Consider the following 23,013-nt stretch of genomic DNA (forward strand, 5'->3'; position numbering starts at 1 on the left):
CCTCAGCCCTGTTGCAGCAGCCGGGTCACGTCCGCGCCCGCGCCGGTCCTGATCCGCTGCTCGATGCGCTTCGCCTCCAGGTCCACCGTCACCACCTCGTCCGAGGCGAGGGAGACGAAGGCCACCGCCTTGCCTGGATGCAGCGAGGCCGCGCTCGGCTTCGCGCCCAGCGGCAGGCGCCAGATCTCGCGCAGGTCGGGCCGCAGCAGGCTGATGCTCTCACGCTCCAGATCCGCGAGCAGCAGCCGTCCGTCCGGCAGCGCATAGAGGCGCAGCGGATCGCCGCCGACATCCCGCTGGTCCCTGAGCTTCATGCTCTCGGCATCCAGCACGCTCACCGTCCCGCTCCGCCGGTTGCCGACATAGAAGGCCTTGCCGTCCGGGCTCAGGCAGTTGCCTTCCGGCATCCGGCCCGTCTTCACGACCACCGGCTTCGCGACCCGGTCATAGGGCCGCACCAGGCTGGCCGTGCCGGATTCCAGGCCTGTGACATAGGCGCGTTCGCCATTCCGGCTGAAGGCGAAGAGATGCGTCTTCCGCCCGCCCGTGGCGGCCTGCCGGTCGGGCCGCACCGCCCTGGCGGGGTCCTCCAGGATCAGCAGCGTATCACGCCCCTCGCTGAGCACGCCGAGTCGCCCCTGCCTGTCCATTCCAATGCCGTGCAGCCGGTTGAAGGGCGCACAGTCGATGGTGCGGACCACGCGGCGGTCGCCGAGATCGACCATGACCACGGAATGACCACCCTCGCCCGGCTTGTCGGAGCTGGGCAGGCCGTAATGGCCGACATAGGCGAAGCGCCCCGGCGCATCGACGACGAATTCATGCGGATAGGGCGGCAAGGCGACCTCGCCGACCCGCGTGCCGTCCGCCGCGTCGAAGAAGGCGAGCTTGCCGGCGTTCTTCTCCATCACCAGCAGCAGCGAGGCGGGGCCGTTGCCGCCGCCATTGCCGCCCTGCGCCCGCGCTGCCGCCAGGGGCAGGCCCGCCGCCACCGAGGCCATGCCGGCGAGCATTCCGCGTCTTTCGATCATCCGATGTGTCTCCCGGCCCCTGCACGCATGGATGGCATCCGCTGCGACCATGACGCTCGCCGGGAGAAGGGGTTGCCCCGGTAACACTCCGATTCTTGGCTCAACCCCCGGTCTCATGCTGCGTTGCAGCGATGGCGGCGGGGGCCGGGAACCTTTTGCCCCGGCCATCGGACAACGGAGAAGAACAGAACCGCATGATCGTTCCGAAGGACGTTCAGCTGCACCGCATGATGGCCCGGCTGGGGTGGCCCCTGGTGATCTTCCTGATCTGGGACGTCCTGATCGTGGTCTCCTATGTGACACTCCACCACGATTTCAGCGTCTATCTGCCGGTGCTGCCCCTGCCCCTGCTCGGCTCCGCGCTGGTGCTCTTCCTGGGCTTCCGCAACAACAGCGCCTATGCCCGCTGGTGGGAGGCGCGGACCCTCTGGGGCGCCATGGTCAATGCTTCCCGCTCCTATGGGCGCGAGGTCCTGTCCTTCCTGCCCGACACGCCGGAGGCGGTGCCGCTGAAGCGCCGGCTGGTGCAGCGGCAGGTCGCCTATGTGCACGCCCTGCGCTGCCAGCTCCGCAAGCAGGAATGCTGGGACGAGCTCGCCCGGCACATGGAGCCGGAGGAGGTCGCCCATCTCCACCGCTTCAACAACGTGCCCAACGCCATCCTCACGGGTTCCGCGCGGCTGCTCGGCGATGCGCTGGAACGCGGCTGGCTGGACAATATCCGCCAGTCCCGCATCGAGGCGACGATGGTGGACATGGCCAATGCCCAGGGCGGCATGGAGCGCATCAAGAACACGCCCCTGCCCCGGCAGTACACCTTCTACCCCCGCTTCTTCGTCCACCTGTTCTGCGTTCTGCTGCCGCTTGGCCTGGTGGAGAGCCTGGGCCTCTACACCCCACTCGCCTCCACGGTGGTGGGCCTGATGCTGCTGGTGATGGAGCAGATCGGCGACGACATCCAGGACCCCTTCGAGAACACGCCGAACGACGTGCCGCTGAACGCCATCTGCCGGACCATCGAGATCGACCTGCTGCAAGCGATCGGCGAGCTGGACGTGCCGAAACCTTTGCAGCCCGTGGGCGATGTTCTGTGGTGAGAAGACCCCGGCCGCCGCAACCCGGAAATGCATATCGGGCACACCGGGATGCGAGTTTGGCCTTGCATGGACGGACCGGACTGTTCATATTCTTGCTGTGCAGCATCACTGAGATGTGAGGCTGCATTTCTTGGACGTTTCCTCCCTAAACTTGGCGGCTCCTCGGAGCCGCCTTTCTTTTTTTCGGCTCTTTCCAACCGATCTCGCGCCTGCGCAACGACCCCGACGTGAGGCAGGAAAGGCGCTTCCGTCCCGCGACATTCCATTCCGGCAGCGAAGGGCAGGTCCGGCCGGGACCCGCCCCTTTCACCCCTGCAGCCAGGGCGGCGCCGGCAGGCCCTTGGAGGCCAGGAACTCCGGGTTGAACAGCTTGGACTGGTATCGCGCCCCGCCATCGCAGAGGATCGTCGCCACCGTGTGCCCCGGGCCCAGGTCGCGCGCCACCTGGATCGCCGCTGCCACGTTCAGCCCGGCGCTGCCGCCGACGCTCAGCCCTTCCTCCGCCAGCAGCGCATAGACCTCCGCCAGCATGGCCTCGTCTTGCACCTGCACGGCATCGTCGATCGGCGCGCCCTCCAGGTTGCCCGGCACCCGCGCCGCCTGTCCGATCCCTTCTGTAACGGAACTGCCCTCGGCGTGCAGGCGGCCAGTCTTCACCCAGGAATAGAGCGCGCTGCCCATCGGATCGGCCAGCACGATGCGGATCTCGGGGTTACGCGACTTCAGCGCCCTGGCCACGCCCGCCAGCGTGCCGCCCGTGCCGCAGGAGCAGGTGAAGGCATGGATGCGCCCGTCCAGCTCGTCCCAGATCTCCGCCCCGGTGGTGCGCTCATGCACATGCATGTTGGCGAGGTTGTCGAACTGGTTCGCCCAGATGGTCGGCCCCTGGGCCGAAAGCTCCTCCGCCAGACGGCGCGAGACATGCACGTAGTTGCCCGGATCGGCATAGGGCACCGCCTTCACCAGCCGCACATCCGCGCCGATCATGCGCAGGAAGTCGATCTTCTCGCGGCTCTGCGTTTCCGGCACCACGATCACCGAGCTCCAGCCGCGTGCATTCGCCGCCAGCGCCAGGCCGATGCCGGTGTTGCCGGCCGTCCCCTCCACCACCGTGCCCGGCCGGTAGGGGGTGAGCAGCCCCCGGTCCACCGCATCGCCCAGGATGCCCAACGCCGCCCGGTCCTTCACGCTGCCGCCGGGGTTCATGAACTCCGCCTTGGCGAAGATGTCGCAGCCCGTCAGCTCCGAGGCACGCTTCAGCCGGATCATCGGAGTGCGGCCCACCGCACCCCAGAAGCCATCGACGGGACCGGGCAGACTCAAGATATCACTCCTTCGGCAGTTCGACCCAGCGGAGATAGGGTTTCTCCGTGGTGAAACCCTGGGGAAACTGCTGCTTCGCCTGTTCGTCGCTCAGCGAGGCGAGCACGATGGCGCGATCGCCCGGCTGCCAGTTCACCGGCGTCGCCACCTTGTGCCGGTCCGTGGTCTGCAGGCTGTCGATCACCCGCAGCACCTCGTCGAAGTTCCGCCCGGCGCTGGGCGGATAGACCAGCATCAGACGGATCTTCCTGTTGGGGTCGATCACGAAGACCGTCCGCACCGTCACCGAGGGATCGGCCTCCGGATGGATCATGCCGTAGAGGTTGGCGACGGTCCGGTCCGGGTCGGAGATCATCGGGAAGTTCACCGCCACGCCCTGCGTCTCGGCGATGTCCGCATCCCAGCCGGCATGACGGTCGAGCGTGTCCACGCTCAGCCCGATCACCTTGACGCCGCGCTTCTCGAATTCCGGCTTCAGCCGCGCCGTCATGCCCAGTTCCGTGGTGCAGACGGGCGTGAAGTCCTTCGGGTGGCTGAACAGCACGCCCCAGGAACCGCCGAGCCAGTCATGGAAGCGGATACGCCCCTGCGTCGTCTCCGCCTCGAAATCGGGCGCGACCTGGCCGAGTTGCAGCATGCGGGTCTCTCCTGCTGGAAGGGGGAGGCACTCTGTCCACGCGCCCCGACTTTCCGCAACCGCGAAAAGATCGTTTCCCGGAGGCAAGGCGGGGGAGAAAATCCATATGGACAGCGGAGCCGGTCAGGAACGAGCCTTCTCCGCACCATGGCCGAATCGCGCGAGATCCCCTCCCCCGCCCTGCCTGCGCGGGAGCCTGCCCCGGAGGAGCGCGCCGCCAGGCTCGCTGCCGAGCTTGACGCCGCCTTCAAGGCCCGTGGCCGCCTCTACTGGGACCTGCTCGCCACGCTGCGGGAGGCCCATGGGGAGGCGGAGGCCGAGCGTCTGCTGTCGCTCGCCATCGAGCGGCGGGGCGCGGCGGCGGGCGCGGCCCTTTTCGCCGGGCTCGGCGATCCCACGCCCCAGGCCGTGGCGGAAACCTTCCTGACCCGCGCCAGCCCGGACTGGGGCCGGCTCTTTCCCCACCGGCTTCGCGAGGCCGCGGACGGCACGCTGATCGTGCAGGTGGAGCGTTGCCCGCTGAAGGAGGCCTGGGAGGAGGACGGGCGGACGCCGGAGGAGATCGCCCTGCTCTGCCGCATCGCCGGCCGGGCCGATCACGGCGTCTTCGGCGCCAGCGGCATCGGCTTCGCGGCGCGGACATGGAAGCCGGGCAACCAGGGCTGCTGCGAACTGCGCCTTTCGCCCCGCCCGGACGGGGCATGATCAGCGCTTGCGCACGAACTCCGTGCGCAGCACCAGGCCCTTGATCGTGTCGTGGCGGCAGTCGATCTCCGCCGGATCGTTAGTCAGGCGTATCGAGCGGATGACCGTGCCCTGCTTCAGGGTCTGGTTCGCCCCCTTCACCTTCAGGTCCTTGATCAGTGTGACGGAATCCCCGTCGGCGAGAAGGTTGCCCGAAGCGTCGCGCACCTCCTGCCGGGCCTGCGCCGCCTTCATCTCGCTGGCCGGGCGCCACTCCCCGGTGGCCTCGTCATACACGTAGTCCTCGTCCTCGCCGGACATCGCCACCCTCATCACGGAAACGGGAGGTTTCTTCCCGCCCCGGCCGCAGCACCGCAAGCGCGAAACCGGCATGCCGGGGTGGCGCGCCGGTTCCTCCTCCTCTCGGGAAGCCCCGGCTGTTCAGAGGTTGAAGGCCAGCCGCACCGCCCAGGCCTGGAACAGGCGGTCGGGCCCGTCCAGGGCGACCCGGCCGTTCTGGTACTGGGTCTGCACCTTCAGGTTTTCCGAGAGGTACCAGTTCAGCCCCACCGTCCAGATGCTCTGCGTGCCGCCCCGCACGGTGCCGTCGTTCAGGTTCACGGTGCTGTAGCGGGCCGCCAGTTCCAGCGCCCCCGGATTTCCGTTGAAGCCGGCCCAGCCCTCGGTGGGCGGGCGCCGCCAGGTGCCCGTTTCCACGCTGCGCTTCCGCTTCCCGTTCCAGGGATAGAGCGGCAGGGCGGCCTGCGCGTACCAGCCGTCGAAGCGGCTCGTCCCGCCATGGCCGCGGTCCACCACGATCTGCTGGTAGAGCGCCTCGACATAGAGGGGGCCGATCGTGCCGCTCAGCTCCGGCCCATAGGCATAGACGTCCTGCGCGCCCATTGACCGGGTGTCGAGGAAGCGCAGCGACCCGTCGCCGCGCAGCTCCGGATAGTCGCGCAGCCGCAGCGTGTCGTTGCCCGGCACGGTGCCCGGATCGAACTGCGCCGCCACGTCGAACCCCGCCTGCAGATGGAGCAGCCCGCCCTCGCCCGACACCGCCACGGCCCGGCCGGCCAGGCCGCGCTGCCGGTGGTCGTGCAGCGCCGAGCTGGTGCCGCCCGTGCCGTAGAGGCTCAGGTTCCAGTCCCGGCCACGCGCCTCCAGGCCCACCGCCTCCCGCGAATCCCCGGTTGCCAGGCCGGCCACGATGTTGCTGATCGCCGACCGCTCCAGGAACAGCAGGTCGAAGGAGCTGGCGGCATATTCCGGCAGGTGCTGCGGCGTGTAGGACCCGGCCCGGACCATGCCCCATTGCTGAACTTTGTAGGTGAGCTGCGCCTCGTAGAGGAAGTTGGTCCGGCTCGGATAGCCGCCGAATTCCCAGATCACCCGGTAGCCGAAGCCGGCGGGCAGGTTGCCGGCCGCGCCCAGCCGCGCCCGCCGCACCTGCGTGCCGGAATCAAAGCCTCCCGGCCGGTCCTGGCCGAAGAAGGACACGCCGTCGAGGTCGAAGCGCAGCAGCGGCCGGATGGTGAATTCGTCCCCACCGGGGCACAGGGTCAGCCGCTTCTGCAGCGCCTCGCCCGCCGGCAGGCTGCCGCCCTGATCGGCCCCATCCCGCGCCTTGCAGCCCGTCCCGGCGGCCTCCTGCGCCTCCGCGGACGGGGCGGCGGCCATGGCGGCAAGGCCGGCCAGCATCGCGGCGGCGGCAAGGCGTATCGGCATGACGGAGGATTCCCGGCTCATCCTTCTTCGGTGCCCCTCAAGCATGAAACCGCCGCGCCCTGGCCATGACGATGCGGTGAGGCCCCGACGGCGCGGGCCGCCGGGGCCGCGCCGTCAGAAGACCTGGCGCAGCAGCACGTAGAGCCCGCCGGCGATGGCCATGGCGGCCGGCAGGGTCAGCACCCAGGCCATCGCCAGGTTCCGCACCGTCGCCCATTGCAGCCCCGAACCATTGGCCACCATGGTGCCGGCGACGCCGCTGGACAGGACATGGGTGGTGGAGACCGGCAGGCCGTAGGCATCGGCCAGTCCGATCGTGCCCATGGCCACGATCTCGGCCGAGGCCCCCTGCGCGTAGGTCAGGTGCGTCTTGCCGATCCGCTCGCCCACCGTCACCACGATGCGCTTCCAGCCCACCATGGTGCCGAGGCCCAGCGCCAGCGCGACCGTGACCTTCACCCAGGTCGGGATGAACCTGGTGCCTTCGTCGAGCAGACCGCGCATCGACTTCAGCGCCGCGACCTCCTCATCACCGAAGCCCGCCGGATGCGCGCCCATCACCCGTACCGCGTCGGAGGCGAGGTACATGTCGTTGCGAACGTTCGGCGTCGCCGCCGCGGGCACCAGCCGCACCGCGCCGTAGCCCTGCACCTGCCGCCCGATATCCTGGGTCAGCACCGCCAGGGCGGCATAGACCTCGGGCCGGTTGACCTCGCGCACCTTCAGCGCGTCGCCGACGACGGAGCGCGCGGCGGCGGCGCTTTCCGGCCTCGGGGCGCCGCCGGCATGGCTGGCGAAGATGCCGCTGGCCCGCTGCGCCGTCTCGACAAAGGCCGGCGTGGCGCTGTCCGGCGTGGCGCGGTTCAGCGCATAGGCCGTCGGTGCGGCGCCGATCAGGATCAGCATGATCAGGCCCATACCCTTCTGCCCGTCATTGCTGCCGTGGAAGAAGGAGACGCCGGTGCAGGTGGCGATCAGCAGCGCGCGGATCGCCACCGGCGGCGGCTTGTTGCCCTCCGGCGCGCGGTAGAGCGCCTCGTTGCGCACCACGAAGCGCATCGCCAGCAGCAGCACTGCCGCCAGCACGAAGCCGATGAGCGGGCTGAACAGCAGGGACTCGAAGACATTGACCGCCTGGTTCCAGTCCACGCCGGAGGTGGCGGAGCCGGCCGGCGCCAGGAGCTGGTTGGCGAGGCCCACGCCGATGATCGAGCCGATCAGCGCATGCGAGGAGCTGTTGGGCAGGCCCATCGCCCAGGTGCCGAGGTTCCAGATCGCCGCGGCGAGCAGCAGGGCGAAGATCATCGCATAGCCCGCGGTGCTGCCGACCTGCAGGATCAGCTCGACCGGCAGCAGGGTGACGACGGTGAAGGCGACCGCGCCGCTGGAGGTCAGCACGCCCAGGAAGTTCCAGAAGCCCGACCAGACCACCGCCGTCAGGGGCGCCAGGCTGTGCGTGTAGATCACGGTCGCCACGGCATTCGCGGTGTCGTGGAAGCCGTTCACGAACTCGAAGCCCAGCGCGATCACCAGGGCCAGGCCGAGCATGACGAGGGCGCCGGTCGCCAGGCCGTGCTCGCCCACGCTCCGCATGTCCTGCGCGATGCTGAAGGCCGCATAGCCGAGCCCGCCGGCGAACACGAGGATGAAGGCAATGGCCCCGAAGGCATGCGGCTTGCGGTCGAGATCCGGACGCGGGGAGGTGAGTGCCCCCCCGGCGCCCCGGAGGATGGTGTCGGACATCGGTCCCCCAGGTGTGACAGTCGAGGACCGCTGTAGCGAGGATGCGCCGGGATGGCCTGTTGCAATCGGGTGAACATTTCCGCCGGGCAGGCACCCGCCGCAGCCCGGGCGCGCGCGACGGCATGCATGATCCACCCGGGGTTACGGAACCGGGTCCTGTCTTCCGCCCGGGGTTCCAAGCGGCAGCCTCACAGCATCCCCTTCAGCCGCAGGAGCCCGAAGGCCGCCACGGTGGACTGGTCCTCGATCATGCCGTCCCGGATCATCGCCTCCAGCTCCGCCAGGGGCATGGCCCGCGTCACCAGGTCCTGCTCCTCCACCTCCAGCGCCGCTTCGCCCGGCGTGAGCCCGGTGGCGAGGAAGACATGGTTCGCCTGGGTGCAGAAGCCGTAGGCCAGGAAGAGCCGCCCGGCATAGCGCATCTCCGCCGCGCGCAGCCCCGTCTCTTCCCGCAGCTCGGCCCGCGCCAGTTCCAGCGGGTCGGTGCCGGGCGCGTATTCCCACATGCCCTGCACGAACTCCCAGCACCGGCGGCCTACCGGATAGCGGAACTGCTCGACCATATGGACCATGCCATCCTCGACCGCGGCCACGGTCACGAAGTCGGTCTTCTCGACCACGCCGAAGAGACCGGGCGAGCCGTCGCGCCGCCGCACCGTATCCTCGCGCAGCCGCATCCAGCGGTTCTCGTAGACCAGCCGGCTGCCGGTCCGGACGATGTCAGGCTCCTTCCCGCTCACCCCTCCGCCCTTTCCCCGGCATAGGGGTTGCTGCGCCGCTCCTCGCCCAGCATCCCGCCCGGCCCGTGCCCACAATGGAAGCTCACGTCGTCACCCAGCGGGAAGAGCTTCTCCCGGATCACCCGGACCAGCCCCGGACCGTCGCCATAGGGGAAATCCGTCCGCCCCACGGAGCCACGGAAGATCACGTCCCCCACCACGGCGAAGCGCGCGGCCGGGTCGAAGAACACCACATGGCCCGGCGTGTGGCCGGGGCAGTGCAGGACCTCGAAGCGGCGCCCGGCGACCTCCACCGTGTCGCCTTCGGCCAGCCAGCGGTCCGGCACCACCGGCCGACCCGGGAAGCCGTACTGCGCCGCCGACTGCGCCAGCCCGTCCAGCAGGAAACGGTCGGCCTCGTGTGGTCCCTCGACCGGGATGCCGAGCGTCTCGCCGACCTCTGCGGCACCCGCCGCATGGTCCAGGTGGCCATGGGTCAGCAGGACCTTCTCCGCCGTCACGCCGAGTTCCTTCAGGGCGGCGAGCACCGGCCCGGCCTCGCCAGGATCGACCACCGCCCCGCGCTTCGTCGCCTCGTCCCAGAGGATCAGGCAGTTCTGGCCGAAGGGCGTGACCGGCAGGATCGCGCCGCGCAGCGCTTCGGAAGATGTCATGGCATCGGCCCCTGTCTTGCAGGCCGCCAGAACTGGCATGTGCCGCCGTGGCACGCCAGCGCGCGCCGCCGGTTGCCGTTTTCACGCGAGGGTGATGCCCAGCAGGGGGCCATCGGGCCGCCCCGCAATTGCCGTCGCATCCCCAGGGCCCTAGCTTGCCGCCCTCACGGACAATGATGTCCAGAACGTTGCCCGCGTTTCTCGCCTCTGGATCATGGCCCTGCCCTCGTCTGATCGAATAAGGCCCCCCCAGCCGCCGGAGACCCAGCCCCGCCAGACAGGGAGCAGTTCCGGGACTCGTCGCGACCCGTCCGACGAAAGCCAGCCAGCCCAGGAGGAGCCCTTCCCGGCCCAGTGCCTTGCGGCGGAAGCGGATGGGGAGGCCTCCTTCCGCCGCATCGCCGACTGCACCCCTTCCATGATCTGGCTTTCCGACCAGCATGGGAACTGCATCTTCACCAACCGCCACCACGAGCGGACGCTGGGCTATCCGGCAAGCGAGTTGCAGGGGCAAGGCTGGCACCGGCTGATCCATCCCGAGGACCTGTCCGCCTATGATGTGGCGATCGGCCGCGCCTTCGCCGTGCGTGAGCCCTTCCAGACCGTCATCCGGATGCAGGCCAAGGGCGGGCGGGTGTACTGGATGCGGGTGGATGCCGCCCCGCGCCTGTCCGCCGATGGCGAGTTCCTCGGCTTTGCCGGCATCAACACCGACATGACCGCCAGCCATCAGGCCGAGGAGGCGCTGGAACGCCTGGTCAGGCAGCGCACCAGCGATCTTTCCGAGGCCAACCGGCGCCTGCAGGCTCAGATCGAGGAGCATGACCGGCTGGAAGCCTCGCTCCGGCAGATGCAGCGCGCCGAGGCGCTGGGCCAACTCACCGCCGGCGTGTCGCACGACTTCAACAACCTGCTGACCGTCATCCTCGGCAACCTGCGGCTGCTGCAGCGCCAGTCCCCTGTCCAGGGCCTGTCGTCCGCCCATCTCGCGCGGCGGCTGGAAGCGGTCCGGCTGGCTGCCGAGCGCGGCGCCCTGCTGACCTCGCAGCTCCTCGCCTTCTCCCGCCGACAGCGGCTCGACCCCCGCCCCCTGGACATGAACGCGCTGATCCAGGAGATGGCCGGGCTGCTGGGCACCACCGTCGGCGGCAGCGTCCGCCTCGACACCGGCCAGGACGCCCCCGTGGGGCGGGAAGCCTGGCTCGCCATGGCCGACCCGACCCAGATCGAGCTCGCCCTGGTGAACCTCGTGCTCAATGCCCGCGACGCCATGCAGGGCACCGGCACGATCCGTATCGTCACCGGCAACGTCACCCTCGGCCCGCCGGAGCATCCCGAGGAACCGCCGGCGGGGGATTATGTCGCGATCACGGTCCGGGACACCGGGACCGGCATGACGCCAGAGGTCCGGGCCCGGGCCTTCGAGCCCTTCTTCACCACCAAGGATGTCGGACAGGGGTCCGGACTGGGACTGAGCCAGGTGCTGGGCTTCGTCCAGCAATCCGGCGGGGGGCTACGGGTCGAGACGGCGCACGGCCGGGGCACGGCCATCCATCTCTACCTGCCCCGCGCCCAGGCGCGCCCGGCTGCACCCGCCCCGGCCCAGGGGCCGGAAAAGGACGACCGGACCATCCTGCTGGTGGATGACGAGGAACCCGTGCGCGAGATCACCGCCCTCACCCTGCGGGACCTGGGCTATGACGTGGTCGAGGCCCATGACGGCCTCGCGGCGCTGAACCTGCTTGACGGCGACACCCGCTTCGACCTCCTGCTGCTGGACTTCGCCATGCCCGGCATGAACGGCGTGGAGGTCGCCCAGGCCGCGCGCAGCCGCCGCCCCCAGCTGCCGATCATGTTCCTCACCGGCTATGCCGAGGCCCCCGCCATGGCGGGCGAGAGCAAGGACAGGATCCTCCAGAAGCCCTTCCGCACCGAGGAGCTCGCCCGGCGCCTGACCGCCGTGCTGGCCCCGGCCTGCGGCGCGGTGGCCTGCGGCGCCTCTCTCTGACGGCCCGGGCCCGGGGCTGGAACGGCCCGGCACGGGAAGCGCTTGCGATTGTCCAGCCATACTGATATATCAGATGGCATGAACGCGCTCCAGCCGCTCTCCCAAAGCGAAACGGCCTCGCTCTCGGAACGTGTCTATCGCCGGCTGCGCGACGCCATCGCCATGGGCAGCCTCGCGCCGCGCACCCGTGTCTCCGAGCGCGGCCTTGCCGCCCGCCTCGGCGTCTCCCCCGCCCCCGTCCGCGAATCCCTGCGGCGGCTGGAGATGGAGGGCCTCGTCGTCACCCTGCCGCGGCGCGGCACGCTTGTCGCCGATTTCGGCCCCGGCCAGTTGGAGGAGATGGGGCGCATCCGCGTCGCCCTGGAAGCCGTCGTCGCCGGGCTCGCCGCCCGCAATGCCACGCCCGAGGACATCGCCCGCCTCGCCGGGCAGCTCGACGCCATGCGCGCCGCCACCGGGGCGGGCGATGCCGGCCGCCTCGCCGAGGCCAATACCCGCTTCCACGAGATGATCCGCGCCATGGCCGGCAACGCCATGCTGGAGACGACGCTGCGCTCCCTGCGCGGCTACGATCAGGTCGGCCGCCAGCGCAGCCTCGCCGCCCCGGGCGAGTTCACCCGCGCCCTGGTGGAGCACACCGAATTGCTGGACGCCCTGCGCCTGGGCGACCAGGACCGCGCCGAGCTGCTGATGCGCGCGCATGGGCTGCGCTCGCTGCGGCAGGCTTCCCAGCATCCGGCCCCGCCACAGGCCAGCACCGCCCTGAACGAGGACGGCATGGCCGATGGCCTCGCTCCCGCCGGCCCGGACGGCTCCAGCCAGAACGGTCCCGACCACAACAGGAGGACAACATGACACTCACCCGGGACGATTGCCTCACCGCCCTGCGCGGCATCTCCGGCATCCTGGTGACGCCCTATGACCGCGAAGGCGCCATCGCGCCGGCGGCGCTGGAGCCCATCATCGCCCGCGCCGCGAAGGCCGGCGTCCACGGCCTGACCGTGAACGGCAATACCGGCGAGTTCTACTCGCTTTCCTTCGCCGAGGCCGAGCGCATGCAGGCCGAGGTCCCCGGCATGGTCGCAGGGCGTGCCGCCGTGATCGCCGGCGTGGGCCGCTCGGTCGTCGAGGCCGAGAAGCTCGCCCGCGTGGCGAAGCAGGCCGGCGCCGACATGCTGATGGTGCACCAGCCGCCCGACCCCTTCTGCGCCCCGCGCGGCATCAAGGCCTATCTCCAGCGCGTGGCGGAGGCCGGCGAGCTTCCCATCGTCCTCTACCTGCGCAACGACAGCATGGGCATCGACCGCATCGTCGAGCTCGCCAGCCTGCCCGGCATCGTCGGCGTGAAATGGGCCACCCCTAATGTCATGCTGCTGGCCCAGGCCGTGCGGCGGACGGCGCATCTCGGCGTGAACTGGACCTGCGGCCTGGCCGAGCCCTGGGCGCCGCCGATGTACGGCGTCGGCGCGCGCGGCTTCACCTCCGGCCTGATCAATGTCGTGCCCGAGCGCTCCGTCGCCATCCATGCGGCGCTGGAGCGCGGCGACCTTGAGGCGGCGCGCGGGAACATCGAGGCGATCGACCCCTTCGAGGTGCTGCGCGCGCAGGAGCTTGGCGGCGCCAATGTTTCCGTGGTGAAGGCCGCGCTGCAACTGATGGGCGAGGATGCCGGCCCGGCCCGGCCGCCCGCCGCCTGGCCGCTCACGCCGGAGGCGCAGGAGACGCTGGTGCAGCTCCTGCAGGATTGGGGCCTCACCGCACGCAAGGCGGCCTGACGCCACCGGAGCGGACAGGGGCGCGGCATGGCCCGTGCCCCTTACCGGCATTATGGTCGCGGACCGAGCGCCGCGGCAGATTCGCACGCGGCGCCGGGGGAAAACCGGAATGAACACCACACGACGCAGCCTGCTGACGGCCGCCGGCGGCATTGCTGCGACCGCCGCCCTGGCACGCCCTGCGCTGGCGCAGTCCTTCGCCTTCGCGCCGAACCAGCGCTACCCCGATCCGGCGGTGCAGGTCCTCGACCCCAGCTTCGCGAAGTACCGGATCTACAGCAGCACGCTGGAACAGGTCGCCACGGGGATGCGCTGGGCCGAGGGCCCGGCCTATTTCCCCGCCAGCGGGGACGCAGGTGGCTACCTGCTCTGCAGCGACATCCCCAACAACCGCATCATGAAGTACAGCGAGAAGGATGGCAGCTTCACCGTCTTCCGCGCGCCGTCCAACTTCTCGAACGGCAATGTGCGGGACCGGCAGGGCCGCCTCGTCACCTGCGAGCATTCCGTCACCCGCCGCGTCACCCGCACGGAAAAGGACGGTTCCATCACCGTCCTGGCCGACAGCTATCAGGGCAAGCGGCTCAACGCGCCGAACGACATCGTGGTGAAGTCGGACGACACGATCTGGTTCACCGACCCGACCTTCGGCATCAACGGCGAGTGGGAGGGCTTCCGCGCCACGCCGGAGCAGCCGACCACCAATGTCTACCGTATCGGCACGGATGGGAAGCTGACGGCGGTCCTCACCGACCTGGTCAATCCCAACGGCCTCGCCTTCTCCCCGGACGAGAAGAAGCTCTACGTCGTCGAGTGGAAGGGCACGCCCAACCGCAGCATCTGGAGCTATGACGTGCAGCCGGACGGCACGCTTTCCGGCAAGACCAAGCTGATCGACGCCGCCGACCAGGGCGCGCTGGACGGCTTCAAGGTGGACCGGGACGGCAATCTCTGGTGCGGCTGGGGCAGCAACGGGGCGCTGGAGGCCGAGCCGCGCGATGTTGGAGGCCGCAAGGTCCACGAGCTGCGCGGCAGGTCCGAGGAGCTGGACGGGGTGATGGTCTTCAACCCCCAGGGCAAGGCGATCGGCTTCATCCGCCTGCCGGAACGCTGCGCGAATCTCGTCTTCGGCGGGCCGAAGAACAATCGGCTCTACATGGCCAGCTCGCACTCGGTCTACGCCATGACCTTCGAGGCGCACGGGGCGGTCTGAGCGGCCCGACTTCCGGGAGCCGGCCGGTGCCGGCTCCCCTCACCCGCTCCGGCCCCATTCCCGCAGGTCCGCCACCAGCAGATCCGGCGCCTCCAGCGCCGCGAAATGCCCACCCCGTGGCACGGGGGTTATAGCGGGAGACGTTGAACCCCTTTTCCGCGAAGCTCCGCGGCGGCCAGGGATGCAGCGGGTCCGGAAAGCAGGCGAAGCCCGCCGGCACCTCCACCTGCACCCCCGGCGGCAGGCTGCGGACACCGCCCTCCATCGCCACTCGCGACAGAGCGCCGTGCCGCACGGGCGGGTTGCGGTACGCGGTCGCCGCAGGGCTGGTCCGCGGCCCCCTCCCCGCCTTCGCGCTTGCCGCGATGCGGGATGATGGCAAGACAGCCGGCATGTCGGGTCTGCTGCAAGCCCCCTACTATGTCGGCATCGTCGTGATGGGCATCCTGCCGATCATGAACCCGTTCAGCACGGTCCCGCTGGTCATCGCGCTGACCCGGACCATGCCGGCGGACGAGCGCAAGCGGCAGATCCGCCTCGCCTCGATCTACGCCGCCTCGATCCTGCTCGCCTTCCTGCTGGCCGGGCAGTTGATCATCGCGGGCTTCGGCATCTCGCTCCCCGGCATCCGCGTCGCGGGCGGGCTGATCATCCTGGCACTCGGCTTCCGCATGCTCTTCACCGGCCAGGACGAAACCGGCCCGACGCAGGAGACGGTGGAGACCGCCAACCGCCCCGGCCAGCCGGACATCGCCTTCACCCCGCTCGCCATGCCGAGTCTCAGCGGCCCCGGCTCCATCGCCGCCGTGCTGGGCTACAGCTCGCAGATCCCGCACGACCGGATGATCCTGGGCCATGTCGTGATCGCCGCCGGTATCGTGATCACCCTGGTCATCGCCTGGACGATCCTTTCCGCCTCCTTCCGCATCGCCCGGCTTCTGGGCAGGCACGGCGTGACGGCCATGACGAAGATCATGGGATTCCTGCTGACCTGCATCGCCGTGCAGTTCATCGCCTCCGGCATCCACGACTTCATCCAGAGCTGGCGCCTGCAGCCGTGAGGCCATGCCCCCGCCCGGCATGGATGCCGGGCGGGGGGCCATGGACAGGACCGCACCTCAGTCCAACTGGAAGCCGATGCGCGGCCGCTGCACCAGCGGCCCCTGCTGCTTCAGGCTGCGGCGGAGCTGCTCGTATTCCTGCTCCATCTCCGGCGTCACCGAGGGGCGGGATTCCCGCAGCGCCTGCTCGAACTGCGAACGGCCCACCGCCGGGCTCGCGATATCCCCGCGCAGGGCCAGCAGCCCCGCCCGCCGTACCACGTCGCCCAGATCGGCGCCGGTGAAGCCCTGGCTGCGCTTCGCCAGATCCTCCAGGTCCACGTCGCTGGCCAGCGGCATCTCCTTGGTCTGGATGCGCAGGATATGCAGCCGCCCGGCCTCGTCCGGCACGGGGACATAGACCAGCTCGTCGAAGCGCCCGGGGCGCAGCAGCGCCGGGTCCAGCAGGTTCGGACGGTTGGTGGCGCCGATGACCACCACGCTCTGGAGTTCCTCCAGCCCGTCCATCTCGGCCAGGATGGTGTTCACCACCCGCTCCGTCACCGCGGGCTCGCCCAGGCTGCCGCCGCGTGCCGGCACCAGGCTGTCGATCTCGTCGATGAAGATCACAGTCGGCGCCACCTGCCGCGCCCGCGCGAAGAGGCGGCTCACCTGCTGCTCCGACTCGCCGTACCATTTCGAGAGCAGGTCGGAGGATTTGGTGGCGATGAAGTTGGCGCTCGCCTCCCGCGCCACGGCCTTGGCCATCAGCGTCTTGCCGGTGCCCGGCGGGCCGAAAAGCAGGAAGCCCTTGGCCGGGCGGATGCCCAGCCGCCGGAAGGCGTCGGGATGCTTCAGCGGCAGCTCGATGCCGTCGCGGAGCTGGGTCCGCGTTTCCTCCAGCCCGCCGACATCCTCCCAGGTGACGTTGGGCACCTGGATCATGATCTCGCGCAGCGCCGAGGGCTGGATGCGCTTCATCGCATTCTCGAAATCCTGCCGGCAGACGCGCAGGTCGGCCAGGATCTCGGGCGGGATGCCTTCCCGCAGGTTGATCTGCGGCAGGATGCGCCGCACCGCGTCCATCGCCGCCTCGCGCGCCAGGGCCGACATGTCCGCGCCCACATAGCCATAGGTGGAACGCGCCAGCGCATCGAGGTCCACGTCGTCGGCCAGCGGCATGCCGCGCGTGTGGATGCCCAGGACCTGGCGGCGCCCCGGTTCGTCCGGCACGCCGATCACGATCTCCCGGTCGAAGCGGCCCGGGCGGCGCAACGCCTCGTCGATCGCATCGACGCGGTTGGTGGCGGCGATGACCACCACGTTCTGCCGCGGCTCCAGCCCATCCATCAGGGTCAGGAGCTGCGCGACGATGCGGCGCTCGACCTCGCCGCGAGTCTCGTCGCGCTTGGGCGCGATGCTGTCGATCTCGTCGATGAAGATGATGGAGGGCGACTGCTTGCCCGCCTGTTCGAAGATCTCGCGCAGCCGCTTCTCGGATTCGCCGTACTGGCTGCCCATGATCTCGGGCCCGGCGATGGAGAAGAAATTCGCCTCGGACTCGTTCGCCACGGCCTTGGCCAGCAGCGTCTTGCCGGTGCCGGGCGGGCCGTGGAGGATCACGCCCTTCGGCGGGTCGATGCCCAGGCGCTGGAACAGCTCGGGATGGCGCAGCGGCAGCTCCACCATCTCCCGCACCTGATCCACCGCATTCCCCAGCCCGCCGATGTCGTCGTAGGTGACGTCGGCGCGGCGGACCTCCCTGGGCTCCGCGTACTGGGGCAGGATCTCGAACTCGGTGTGCTGGTCGACGCGGACGATGCCCTTGGGCGTGGTTTCCACCACGACGAGGCGGATTTCCTGCAGGGCATAGGTCTGCTGCTCGAAGAAGCGGCGATAGACCTCGTCCGGGATGCCGTCGGCGCCGCGCTCGGGCCGGTGATAGACCGAGGTGGAGATCACGTCCCCGGCAACGACCGGACGCCCCATGAAGGTGCGCCGCAACGCCTCGCCAGAGCCTGAGAGCCGCAGGTTCTTCTGCGCCGGGCCGAGCACGACGCGGGTCGCGGGCTTCACCTGGGCGCGGCGGACCTCGATCCGCTCCCCGGCCGAGACGCCGGCATTGCCGCGCTGCAGCCCATCCAGGCGGATGATCTCCAGGTCCTCGTCCTCCGGGAAGGGTGGGATGGGGATGACGGCGGTGTGCCGCTGGCCGATGACCTCCAGCACGTCGCCCGGCTGCAGGCCCAGTTCCTGCATGATGCGCCGGCTGACCCGCGCGGCCCCTTTGCCGACATCCTCCGGGCGGGCATTCGCCACCTGCACCTGCGTGCTCTTGCTGTCATCGGCCATGGTCTGCGGTGTCCATTTCCTGTGCCGGGCGGACTCCGCGCCAGGGCGCCTGGCCCGGGCCGTCCGGCTCGCCAACAAGCCTAACGGTCCGGGGTTGCGAGAGGCTTGCCGGGGGGCTTTCACAGGACCGGGATGGACCGCCCCGCGCCGCCTGTCTTCACCTCAGCGTCATCGCACTGCCTCCGGAACCGTCGGCGGCCCGTGCGAAGGGTGAGTGGCACCTGAATTGCGTGGGGATTCCATCCGGGCCATGCCGCCCGGAACCGGCGGAGGGCTTGGGATCGCAGGAAAGCGGGACGATCAGGATCAACGGGCGGACGGACCGGAGGGGGAATCGCAACCCGCCCCTTCGCCGGAACCGCCGGAGTTTTCCGAAGGCCGGTTGCGCAAGGGCCTCGCCTGGGCCGCCGTGATCGGCGTCGTCTGGTGGCTGGTCGTGATCGTCCTGGTGATCGAACTGGGCGGCGGCTGGTGCTGATGGCTCCCCCCCGGAGCGGGCCTTTGGCGAGATGCGCCGTCCCTTCCAGTCCCGACCGGAAGGAAGCGGCCATGATTACAACTCAGAAGGGAACAATAAGGAGCGGTACAAACAATTGATTTGCCTAAGACCCTCCAGTTCCCGTTCACAGTTCTGCAACGCCAGCCAAGCCGAAAGCTACCGGACAGATACGGAGGGGGCCAGCGATGCGACCGAATTGGGATGGATATCCGCCAGCCGGATGGCGCCAGACGGAGTCCTGGCACTGGCTTCAACTTTCGGCCTGCCATACCGGGCGGCCCTGTACGCCCCGGCCGATGCTGTGGAAGCCGGCCGAGGGTATCTGGACCAACGAGGACCTGTGGGGGGACGGGCCGATCCGGCTTTTGCCCGCCGAGATCGACGCGGACTACATCTCGCGGTTCTGTCGCGAACCGGAAGGCGCGGCGAACCACGATGCGGCGGCCGTGTTCCCCATCGCTCCTCCCGTCGCGCCACGGCTGCATCCGGCCGGAACGCGGGCGGAGCTGTGGGAAAAGCCCTCCACGCGGGGACGCGTCCCCCTGCGCTGAAGCGCTCTGCCCGAAGCCGCCGACCCCCTGGATGGTTGCCGGTGACCTGCCCACGCATCGCGGCGTTCATGTTTGCTTCAGACTTTTCCGGCAGATTGGCACGGCAAGGAGAAGCGCATGTTCCAAGACATCGTCGATGTCCGGCAGATCCGCTTTCCGCTCCCCGTCCTTTCCCTGGCACTGGCAAAGGCCCCGGCCGTTCTGGGGCTGGTGCGGGAACCCTTGGAGATCCTCCGCTGCGAACCGGTCTCGCTGGACCCGCCCAGCCTGCGGGCCGTGTTCCGTCCGGGGCAGGGCGCGGAGCCGGTGTCGCTGCTTCTTTCCGCGCCCGCCCTGGCGGCAGCTCTGATCGCCTATTGCAAGCTGATCAGCCTGCCGATTTCCCGGAACGCCGACAAGCGCCTCGTACTCGCCAGGGAGTGGGTCACGCTGGAAACGGAGTTGCGCTGCCCGGTTCCATCGCCAACAGCCTCGGTCAGCCCTTCGGGCGTCCCGGTGCTGGCCTCTTCGCAGATGTAAAATCGGAGAGGTGGGAGGATGGTGCCGACTCGGGGAATTGAACCCCGGACCTACTGATTACGAATCAGTTGCTCTACCCCTGAGCTAAGTCGGCCTGCCGAAGCGGCGTGGCGCGCTATCTACCCTCGCCCGCCGACTTCGGCAACTCCGCTTTACACCTTTTCCGCACGCGGGACAGGCAGCCGCTGATAGGGCGCCGTCCAGCCGATGCGGCCGGTGGTGCCGCAATGGTCGCAGACCGGCGCCCAGGCCTCGTGCTCCTGGCCGCACTGGCCGCAGACCCAGCGGGGCTCCGGCGCGGCGGTGGCGGCGGCGCGCAGCCACTTGGCCTCGCCGGCCCGGCCGGCCGGCGTGTCGCCCTGCTCCACCCGCTCCAGGTCCACCAGGGCCAGATAGGCGCGGCGATCGGCCTCGCCGCTGGCCGCCAGGGCTTCCAGCTCCGTGCGCGCCCGGCCGACCAGCGAGGCCTCCAGCGCCAGCCGCCCGAGCAGCAGGCGGCTTTCCGGATGGGTGCGGTTCGGCTCCACCAGGGTCTCGGCCGCGCGCACCCGGGCCAGGACATCGCCCTCGCCGGTCAGATAGGCGCGGGCGACGTCCGGATGCGGCGCGGCCTTCCAGCTTTCCTCCAGCACCGCCCGCGAACGGCGGGGCGAGCCCAGGTCGCGCAACTGTGCCGCATAGGCCAGGGCAGCGGGGGCGAAGCCGGGATCGGCCTGGAAGGCGCGCTTCTCCAGCTCGGCCTTGCGGGTCGGGGCCTGCTCCTCCTCTGCCGCGGCCAGGGCCAGGGCGGATTCGGAAAGGCCCGGCGCCCGCAGCGCCAGCGCCTCACCCCAGTGATGCGTGCGCATGGCGAGCAGCGCCCGCTCCTCGCGCACCCAGGAGGCGCCGGGCTGCGCCGCCTCGGCCTCGCGGGCCAGGCGCTGCGCCTCGGGCCAATCCTCGCGCTGCATGGCGGAGCTCAGCAGCCCCCGCAACCCCAGGAAGCGGGCGTCGTCGCGTTCGGCCAGGGCCTGGAAGGCGGCATTGGCCGCCTCCTCGCGCCCGCTCATGCGCTCCGCCTCGGCGGTCAGCAGCAGGGTGTGCGGCGTGTCCCCCAGCAGCTTGCGGGCGCGGCGGATCTCCATCCGCGCCTGGTCGGAGGCTCCGGAGGCCAGCGCCACCAGGGCGCGGGTCACGGCGGCATCGCCCTCCACCCGGTAGCGGGCGGCGCGGCGGTCGCGGATGCGCTGCGGCCAGGACCGCAGCAGCGCCCAGCCGCGCAGCAGGCCGTACAGCACCACGAAGCCGACCACGAGGACCAGCAGCAGGACCCAGAGCGGCAGGCCGACGAAGACATCGCCCACCCGCATCTCGACCGAACCGCCGAGGGTGCGCAGATACCAGGCGAAGGCGACGCCGACCGCGAGGACGATCAGCAGCCAGATGGCGCGAAGCATCAGCCGGCGCCCCCGTTACGGTCGGCGGAAAGGTTGCGCAGCGCGGTCTGCGCCGCGAGCAGCCCCTGCGCCTGGTCCAGCCAGCCACGCATGGCGGCCTTGGATTCCGGCGGCAGGGCGTCGAGCCGTTGCAGCGCCCCGGCCAAGTCCCCGGCATCCAGCGCCCGGCGCGCGGCCTCCAGATGGCCGGCGGCGGTGTCGCCCACCACCACCTGATCGCCCCGGCGCACGGTCACCAGCCCCTGGATGCGTGCCAGGGCGGAGTCCATGACCCCCTGTCCCTGCGGCTCCGCGGCGGCGCGGGCGGCGCGGGCGGCCTCCTCGAAGCTCAGGCGCAGCGTGGCCTCAGTGGGCGGCGCCGTCTCGGCATAACGCTGCAAGGCGGGCGGCGGCGTGCCGGGCAGGCCGGAGAGAGGCTGCTTCAGCGGCTGCCCGGCCTCCAGCGCGGACTGGATGGCCCCCCGTGCGGCCAGGAAGCCCACCCGGCGCTCGGCGCTCTCGGCCTGCTTCACCCGGGCATCGAAGGCCGCGAGACGCTGGTCGAGCGCGCTGTTCTGCGCGTTGACGCGGCGGTCCAGCTCCTGCGTCGCCGCCTGCACCCGCTGCGCGATGCTCTGGTCCAGCGCCGCCAGCCGTGGCGCGATGGCGGCCTCGGCATCGGCGACGCGCTGGGCGATCTGCTTCTCCGCCTCGGCGATGCGCTGCGACAGGTTGCGCTCGGCCTCCGCGGCCCGGGCGGCGGCGCGGTTCTCCACCTCGCCGACCCGGCTGTCGATGGCCTGGATGCGTTGGGCGTTCTGCTGGCTGGCCTCGCCGGCGTTCTTCTCGATGGCGGTCAGCCGCGCCTCGTTGGCCTGGCGGCGCTGCTGCAGGTCGCTCTCCAGGGCGGCAAGGCTGTCGGTCAGCCGCTTGGTGCTTTCGCCGTCCCGGGTCTCGATGCCCTGCAGCCGGGCCGCGAGGTCCTGGAGGGCGGCCGGGTCGCCGGCCGGGCGCGCGGCGAGCTGCTGCGCCTGCTGCTCCAGCGCCGCCATGCGGTGCTCGTCGGCCTGGAGGCGCTCGGTGGCGGAGGCGAGCTTCTCCTCCAGTGCCGCGATGCGGACTCGGTTGGTCTCGCCGGAATTGACCGTGCCGGAGGGCGTCAGGAACAGGAAGGCGAGGGCGCCACCCAGTACCAGCACGCCGATCAGGATGGGCAGCACCGCCGGATCGAGCTTGCGGGGCGGCGGCGAGGGCGGGAGGGTGGAGCGTGCCGGCGCGCCGGACCCGGCCGGGCCGGCCGCCTGCGGCTCCTGACGAGGCCCCTGCTGTGCCCCTGGTTGCTCCCTTGGGGCCATGTCCTTGTCGGGGGAATCGCTCATGAGGGCGGCGGCTCTCCTGTTTGGCCTGCCGGACCCAACAGGGCCAACAAGGCATTCTGGTTCAGATCGGACGCGACACGGATGGCGCGCCAAGGGAGGCCCCGGAGCGTCATCGCGACACGCGCGCTCAACGCGAGGGCCTCGACGGACGTTGCCGCCGCGGCCAGGCCCGCGTCCCGCATCAGCGACAGCGTAACCTCCGCGGAGCGTGGCGAGAAGAACAGGGCCGAGCCGATCTTCCCGTTCCGCAGCGCCAGCAGCGCCTCCTCCGGCAGGTGCCTTGCGGGGTGGGCGTCATAGACCACCCGGCGCCGGACGCGGAATCCCCTCCCCCGCAATATCTCGGCCAGATCAAGCGCGTAGCCACGGCCCACCGCCAGCAGGATTGGCCCGCCCGCCGGGTCCAGCACGGAGGTGGCAAGGGTTGCCAGGGCCTGGGCATCGCCGGTTGCCACATATAGCGTCGTGGAGCCGGCCCGCCGCGCCTCCGCCGCCGTGGCCTCGCCCACGGCCAGGACCGGCAGGTTGGGGATGCGGCCGGCCAGGGCGCGCGCGGCGGCGCGGCTGGTCAGCAGCAGCGCCTGGGCCGGCGGCAGCGGCACGGGGCGTGGTTCGAGCAACAGGGC

Annotated in this window: 22 protein-coding genes and 1 tRNA gene; 10 read left to right on the forward strand and 13 right to left on the reverse strand. The window is 70.4% G+C overall.

The window, feature by feature from the left end; all coding sequences use genetic code 11:
- Positions 1-2: 2 nt before the first annotated feature.
- Positions 3-1,031 carry a YncE family protein gene (locus ROTAS13_RS00680; RefSeq protein WP_083755341.1) on the reverse strand — a complete coding sequence of 343 codons (1,029 nt, stop codon included), beginning with the start codon at positions 1,029-1,031 and terminating at the stop codon, positions 3-5.
- A 194-nt stretch (positions 1,032-1,225) separates the two neighbouring features.
- Between ROTAS13_RS00680 and ROTAS13_RS00685 the strand changes: the two genes are divergently transcribed.
- A complete protein-coding gene (locus ROTAS13_RS00685; protein ID WP_019460918.1) occupies positions 1,226-2,128 on the forward strand; it encodes a bestrophin family protein in 903 nt (300 codons plus the stop codon).
- A gap of 306 nt (positions 2,129-2,434) precedes the next feature.
- Here the strand turns inward: ROTAS13_RS00685 and ROTAS13_RS00690 are convergent, their stop codons facing one another.
- The gene (locus tag ROTAS13_RS00690) at positions 2,435-3,451 is read right to left on the reverse strand and encodes a cysteine synthase A (protein ID WP_075821262.1); all 1,017 of its coding nucleotides are present in this window, start codon (positions 3,449-3,451) and stop codon (positions 2,435-2,437) included.
- 4 nt (positions 3,452-3,455) lie between these two features.
- Entirely contained in the window at positions 3,456-4,088 is a 633-nt protein-coding gene (locus tag ROTAS13_RS00695; RefSeq protein ID WP_019460916.1) for a peroxiredoxin, read from the reverse strand.
- Positions 4,089-4,235: 147 nt separating this feature from the next.
- Here ROTAS13_RS00695 and ROTAS13_RS00700 point away from each other — a divergent pair, with 147 nt between their 5' ends.
- Complete coding sequence (locus ROTAS13_RS00700; protein WP_171979007.1) at positions 4,236-4,793, forward strand: L-2-amino-thiazoline-4-carboxylic acid hydrolase; 558 nt, start codon at positions 4,236-4,238, stop codon at positions 4,791-4,793.
- Here ROTAS13_RS00700 and ROTAS13_RS00705 read toward each other — a convergent pair whose 3' ends face one another.
- From ROTAS13_RS00705 to ROTAS13_RS00725, 5 genes are all read right to left on the reverse strand, one after another.
- Positions 4,794-5,093: an alkylphosphonate utilization protein gene (locus ROTAS13_RS00705; RefSeq protein WP_075821263.1), complete on the reverse strand. Its 300-nt coding sequence runs from the start codon at positions 5,091-5,093 to the stop codon at positions 4,794-4,796.
- 120 nt (positions 5,094-5,213) lie between these two features.
- Entirely contained in the window at positions 5,214-6,500 is a 1,287-nt protein-coding gene (locus ROTAS13_RS00710; protein ID WP_126281874.1) for an OprO/OprP family phosphate-selective porin, read from the reverse strand.
- Positions 6,501-6,614: 114 nt separating this feature from the next.
- Positions 6,615-8,243, reverse strand: a complete 1,629-nt coding sequence (locus ROTAS13_RS00715; RefSeq protein WP_075821265.1) for an inorganic phosphate transporter — start codon at positions 8,241-8,243, stop codon at positions 6,615-6,617.
- 188 nt (positions 8,244-8,431) lie between these two features.
- Positions 8,432-8,983 carry an NUDIX hydrolase gene (locus ROTAS13_RS00720; RefSeq protein ID WP_171979008.1) on the reverse strand — a complete coding sequence of 184 codons (552 nt, stop codon included), beginning with the start codon at positions 8,981-8,983 and terminating at the stop codon, positions 8,432-8,434.
- Positions 8,980-9,636 carry an MBL fold metallo-hydrolase gene (locus ROTAS13_RS00725; RefSeq protein ID WP_075821266.1) on the reverse strand — a complete coding sequence of 219 codons (657 nt, stop codon included), beginning with the start codon at positions 9,634-9,636 and terminating at the stop codon, positions 8,980-8,982. Before ROTAS13_RS00725 ends, ROTAS13_RS00720 begins: the two co-directional genes overlap by 4 nt.
- Before the next feature lie 214 nt (positions 9,637-9,850).
- On the opposite strand from ROTAS13_RS00725, the gene ROTAS13_RS00730 reads away from it, so the two are divergent.
- From ROTAS13_RS00730 to ROTAS13_RS00750, 5 genes are all read left to right on the forward strand, one after another.
- Positions 9,851-11,644, forward strand: coding sequence for a response regulator (locus ROTAS13_RS00730; protein ID WP_075821267.1), 1,794 nt, complete (start codon positions 9,851-9,853; stop codon positions 11,642-11,644).
- A 78-nt stretch (positions 11,645-11,722) separates the two neighbouring features.
- Positions 11,723-12,499, forward strand: a complete 777-nt coding sequence (locus tag ROTAS13_RS00735; protein ID WP_075821268.1) for a GntR family transcriptional regulator — start codon at positions 11,723-11,725, stop codon at positions 12,497-12,499.
- Positions 12,496-13,419, forward strand: coding sequence for a dihydrodipicolinate synthase family protein (locus ROTAS13_RS00740; RefSeq protein WP_019460375.1), 924 nt, complete (start codon positions 12,496-12,498; stop codon positions 13,417-13,419). The genes ROTAS13_RS00735 and ROTAS13_RS00740 overlap by 4 nt, the downstream gene beginning before the upstream one ends.
- A gap of 109 nt (positions 13,420-13,528) precedes the next feature.
- Positions 13,529-14,632 carry an SMP-30/gluconolactonase/LRE family protein gene (locus ROTAS13_RS00745; RefSeq protein WP_075821269.1) on the forward strand — a complete coding sequence of 368 codons (1,104 nt, stop codon included), beginning with the start codon at positions 13,529-13,531 and terminating at the stop codon, positions 14,630-14,632.
- A gap of 392 nt (positions 14,633-15,024) precedes the next feature.
- Positions 15,025-15,693, forward strand: coding sequence for a MarC family NAAT transporter (locus ROTAS13_RS00750; protein WP_075821277.1), 669 nt, complete (start codon positions 15,025-15,027; stop codon positions 15,691-15,693).
- A gap of 57 nt (positions 15,694-15,750) precedes the next feature.
- On the opposite strand, the gene ROTAS13_RS00755 is transcribed toward ROTAS13_RS00750, so the two are convergent.
- Positions 15,751-18,024, reverse strand: a complete 2,274-nt coding sequence (locus ROTAS13_RS00755; RefSeq protein WP_019460378.1) for a CDC48 family AAA ATPase — start codon at positions 18,022-18,024, stop codon at positions 15,751-15,753.
- A gap of 250 nt (positions 18,025-18,274) precedes the next feature.
- On the opposite strand from ROTAS13_RS00755, the gene ROTAS13_RS25970 reads away from it, so the two are divergent.
- The 3 genes from ROTAS13_RS25970 to ROTAS13_RS00765 all read left to right on the forward strand — a co-directional run bounded on the left by ROTAS13_RS25970 (position 18,275) and on the right by ROTAS13_RS00765 (position 19,593).
- Positions 18,275-18,502 carry a hypothetical protein gene (locus tag ROTAS13_RS25970; RefSeq protein ID WP_139323237.1) on the forward strand — a complete coding sequence of 76 codons (228 nt, stop codon included), beginning with the start codon at positions 18,275-18,277 and terminating at the stop codon, positions 18,500-18,502.
- A 317-nt stretch (positions 18,503-18,819) separates the two neighbouring features.
- The gene (locus ROTAS13_RS00760) at positions 18,820-19,074 is read left to right on the forward strand and encodes a hypothetical protein (protein WP_075821270.1); all 255 of its coding nucleotides are present in this window, start codon (positions 18,820-18,822) and stop codon (positions 19,072-19,074) included.
- Positions 19,075-19,191: 117 nt separating this feature from the next.
- Positions 19,192-19,593 (forward strand): hypothetical protein, encoded by a 402-nt coding sequence (locus ROTAS13_RS00765; protein ID WP_075821271.1) that lies wholly within the window; start codon positions 19,192-19,194, stop codon positions 19,591-19,593.
- A 19-nt stretch (positions 19,594-19,612) separates the two neighbouring features.
- On the opposite strand, the gene ROTAS13_RS00770 is transcribed toward ROTAS13_RS00765, so the two are convergent.
- The 4 genes from ROTAS13_RS00770 to ROTAS13_RS00785 all read right to left on the reverse strand — a co-directional run.
- Positions 19,613-19,687: transfer RNA gene (locus ROTAS13_RS00770), tRNA-Thr, on the reverse strand.
- A 58-nt stretch (positions 19,688-19,745) separates the two neighbouring features.
- Positions 19,746-21,029, reverse strand: coding sequence for a heme biosynthesis HemY N-terminal domain-containing protein (locus ROTAS13_RS00775; protein WP_075821272.1), 1,284 nt, complete (start codon positions 21,027-21,029; stop codon positions 19,746-19,748).
- The gene (locus ROTAS13_RS00780; protein WP_075821273.1) at positions 21,029-22,387 is read right to left on the reverse strand and encodes a COG4223 family protein; all 1,359 of its coding nucleotides are present in this window, start codon (positions 22,385-22,387) and stop codon (positions 21,029-21,031) included. Before ROTAS13_RS00780 ends, ROTAS13_RS00775 begins: the two co-directional genes overlap by 1 nt.
- Positions 22,384-23,013: uroporphyrinogen-III synthase (locus ROTAS13_RS00785; protein WP_075821278.1), on the reverse strand; the 630-nt coding region annotated here is incomplete at its 5' end. The genes ROTAS13_RS00785 and ROTAS13_RS00780, both read right to left, overlap by 4 nt.

This window comes from Roseomonas sp. TAS13 (assembly GCF_001950415.1).
GTDB lineage: Bacteria > Pseudomonadota > Alphaproteobacteria > Acetobacterales > Acetobacteraceae > Roseomonas > Roseomonas mucosa.